Below are 3,641 nucleotides of genomic sequence, written 5' to 3'. Positions count from 1 at the left end.
GGCATACGACGACCTGCGCCAGAGCCAGCAGACAGTCATGCAGCAGGAACGTCTGCGGGCCCTTGGACAAATGGCCAGCGGCATCGCCCATGACATCAACAACGCCATCTCGCCCGTGGCGCTGTATACCGAGAGCCTGCTGGAACGTGAGCCGCATCTGAGCGAACGAGGGCGTGGCTACCTGGTGACGATCGCGCGCGCAATTGACGACGTGGCCGCCACGGTGGCTCGCATGCGGGAGTTCTATCGCCAACGCGAGCCACAGTCGCTGTCGACATCGGTGCGGCTGAATCCCTTGGTGCAGCAAGTGGTCGACCTGACCCACGCCCGCTGGAGCGACATGCCACAGCAACGCGGCATGGTCGTGCGCCTGCTGACCGAGCTGGATCCCGATCTACCCGCTATCTTGGGTGTCGAGAGCGAAGTGCGCGAGGCGTTGACCAACCTGATATTCAATGCAGTGGACGCGATGCCCGACGGCGGTCTGTTGACATTGCGAACACGCCGCACCGGCTCATCCGAGGACGCCCCGGAGACGGCTCGACGCTACGCCGTGGTGGAAGTCACCGACACCGGCACAGGCATGGACGACGACACGCGGAGCCGCTGCCTGGAACCCTTCTTCACGACCAAGGGCGAGCGCGGCACAGGTCTCGGACTGGCGATGGTGTACGGCGTCGCACAGAGACACGGCGCAGATGTTGAAGTTGAAAGTGCCTTAGGACATGGCACGACGGTGCGCCTGAGTTTCCCGATCCCGACCGTGGAACCAAGCGCATCGGCACCGCCGCGACCACAGGCGCCAGCAGCGCGGCAGCGCATCCTGATCGTCGACGACGATCCGATCATGCTCAAGTCGCTGTGCGACACGCTCGAACTGGATGGCCACGTCGTCACCATCGCAAACGGCGGCCAGGCTGGTATTGACGCTTTCGAAGCGGCTCGCCCACTCGTCGAGGCCTTCAATGTCGTCGTGACCGACCTCGGCATGCCGTACGTGGATGGCCGCAAGGTCGCCGCGGCCGTGAAGGCGGGCGGGAACACAACGCCGGTCATCATGCTCACCGGCTGGGGGCAGCGGCTCATGAGCGATGGCGAATTTCCTGAGCACGTGGATCGCGTGCTGAGCAAACCACCCAAACTGCGCGAACTGCGCGCGGCATTGGTCGAGCTGACCCAGGCGGCCACGGATTCGATAAAGGAGGCCCAGTGACCGAAGTACCCCAAGGTCGACTGCTCATCGTCGATGACGAGGTCGCGCAGATGCAGGCGCTGTGCGACACCCTGGAAGACCACGGCTACCAGGTCGTCGGTTGCACCCACGGAGAAGAGGCTCTGGTAGCTCTGCGCCAAGGTCCATTCGACCTGCTGCTGGCCGATCTGATGATGCCGGATCTGAACGGGATCGATTTGCTGCGGGCAGCGCTGCAAGTTGATCCGATGCTGGTCGGCATCATCATGACGGGTGAAGGAACAATCGGCTCCGCCGTCGAGGCGATGCAGACCGGCGCGCTGGACTACATCCTCAAGCCGTTCAAGCTGAGCGCTATCCTGCCAGTGCTGGGACGAGGCCTTACGGTGCGGCGCCTTCGGCTGGAGAACGCAGAACTCGCGCGGCGCGTGCACAAGCATGTCAGCGAGCTCGAAGTTGCGAACCGCGAGCTCGACGCCTTCACGCGCTCGGCCTCGCACGACCTGCGCGCGCCGTTGAACGTCATCAGCGGATTTGCGAAGCTGCTGGTGAGCGATCCAAGCGTGGAGTTGCCAGCAGAGCAACGCGGCTGGTTGGCTCACATCGAACGATCGGCGCAGCGCATGCACCAGTTGATCGACGCAATGATGCGTCTGTCGCGTGTGGGGCGGCAGACACTGACGATGCAGGCCGTGGACCTGGCAGTGCTGGTGCGGGGTGTCGTCGACGACTTGCTGCAGGAGCAACCGTTGCGCGTGATGCCACGGATCGGCGATCTACCTGAGATTGTTGCTGACGCGACGCTGCTGAGGCAGTTGTTCGTCAATCTGCTGTCGAACGCGTTCAAGTTCACCCGGCGCGCCGAGCGCCCCGCGATCGAGATAGGCTGCGAACAGCGCGGCGAAGAGCGGGTCTTCTTCGTGCGGGACAACGGTGCAGGTTTCGACATGGCACGCGCGCCCCGTCTGTTCGATGCGTTCCAGCGCTTCCACCGTGCCGAGGAGTTCGAAGGGAGCGGCGTGGGACTGTCGATCGCGCAACGCATCGTCGAGCGACATGGCGGACGCATTTGGGCGGAAGCCGCGCCAAGCAGGGGTGCGACCTTCTTTTTCACGCTCTCCGGAGCGGATGCCACTCAAGAATGAAGGCGGGAGGGAAGCTCATACTCTAGAGGTAGGCGGGGATCGAAAGCGATACGTCATGACCGCACACAGGCGCTTGCCTGCGCGACCGTCGACCGGGCGTCCCGGAGCAGATGGAGCGATCCTGCCGGAGAATCGCGAGCCAGCCATTCTGGATGACAACCACGAGGCGCGAAATGTACGTAGACCTTGTCGCTGAGCCGCAATACGAGTCCTTGATCGATCTACTCTGCGAGTTGCACGCCTACTACAACGAAGGCGCGGTGGTTGCCCGAGATGCCGTGCGGGAGCATCTCATTGACAACTTGCTGGGACCGAGCTCGCCACACCGTCTGATCGTGGCTACGGTGGACGGCAGCCGGGTGCTCGGCCTGGCCGCCATCACGCTTGTGTATTCGCTCGTGGACTTCGCGCCGGATATGCGTCGGCACTGCCAGCTGAAGGAGCTGTATGTGAGTACGGCCCAGAGGAGCCAAGGGGCCGGCAGGGCACTCATGACATGGGTTTCCCGGTACGCCCGGGACAACGGCTGCAGCCGCATCGACTGGCCGGTGAAGGCGTCCAACATCCGAGGAATGTCCTTCTACGAAGTCCTCGGTGCTGCGCTCGTTCCGGAAAGACTCAGCTATCGACTCTCGGAGCCAAACTTGAGTGCCCTTGCATACGGAGGCGGGGCCCGAGTCTCGCGCGACGGCGGTGCATGGCGGTGACGTGACGTTGGCGAACGTCGGCTTCGCGTTCGCCTGATGTGGCTAGGCGGAGGACCGCTTTAGGCTGGGTGCGGTCGATCAGACTCAGACGCCGAACGACCGCTCGTACCGAAAGGAGACCTTCGGCGCAACGCGTTGGGTCTGCTCAGACGCGTCCGAGCGGATGTGGGCGCGATGGCGGTGCTGACCTAGTCGAATGCACTTCTAGCGCACCCACATGAAGATTGGCATGCCGCGCGGGCCCACTTCCGGCCTTCAGCGCTTCCGCTGAGGCGTACTCTGCGGCTAGCGCTTGCTCCAGTGTCGCCTGCCCGTCGAGAGGTTGTGCGCCGCAACATCGCCTGGCGGCAATCACCGGATCGAACACACCCCATGCAGAAATCGGCCCTTTCAACCGCGCGAGTAGCGGGCCTCGCCGTCGGGCTGCTCGGCGTGACCCTGGCCGTACGCTGGGTGTTTCAGGTGGACGTCATCGCGCGCATCTTCCCCGGCTCCGAGCACGTGGGCATCGTCGATCCGCTGCTCTTCGTCGCGGCGAGCATCTGCCTGTTCAACGCTTCGCGCCCCTCCAGCCCGGCCGCCTGGCTCACCCGACTC

General features: G+C 64.0%; 4 protein-coding genes. All 4 read left to right on the top strand.

The window, feature by feature from the left end:
* A partial coding sequence (locus AC1D01_RS25115; RefSeq protein ID WP_477871207.1) for a hybrid sensor histidine kinase/response regulator occupies positions 1–1,213 on the top strand: 1,213 nt, incomplete at its 5' end.
* The gene (locus AC1D01_RS25110; protein WP_477871205.1) at positions 1,210–2,337 is read left to right on the top strand and encodes an ATP-binding protein; all 1,128 of its coding nucleotides are present in this window, start codon (positions 1,210–1,212) and stop codon (positions 2,335–2,337) included. The genes AC1D01_RS25115 and AC1D01_RS25110, both read left to right, overlap by 4 nt.
* Before the next feature lie 173 nt (positions 2,338–2,510).
* Positions 2,511–3,044, top strand: a complete 534-nt coding sequence (locus AC1D01_RS25105; protein WP_477871202.1) for a GNAT family N-acetyltransferase — start codon at positions 2,511–2,513, stop codon at positions 3,042–3,044.
* A gap of 372 nt (positions 3,045–3,416) precedes the next feature.
* A partial coding sequence (locus AC1D01_RS25100; protein WP_477871200.1) for a hypothetical protein occupies positions 3,417–3,641 on the top strand: 225 nt, incomplete at its 3' end.

It is taken from the genome of Rhizobacter sp. P3_B12, assembly GCF_056402895.1.
Note: the sequence above shows the minus strand (reverse complement) of the source record. Positions and strands in the feature narration are given on the sequence as shown.

Excerpts from the sequence above, each read along its gene's own strand:
- AC1D01_RS25105 (WP_477871202.1), top strand. The coding sequence starts at position 2,511 with ATGTACGTAGACCTTGTCGCTGAGCCGCAATACGAGTCCTTGATCGAT.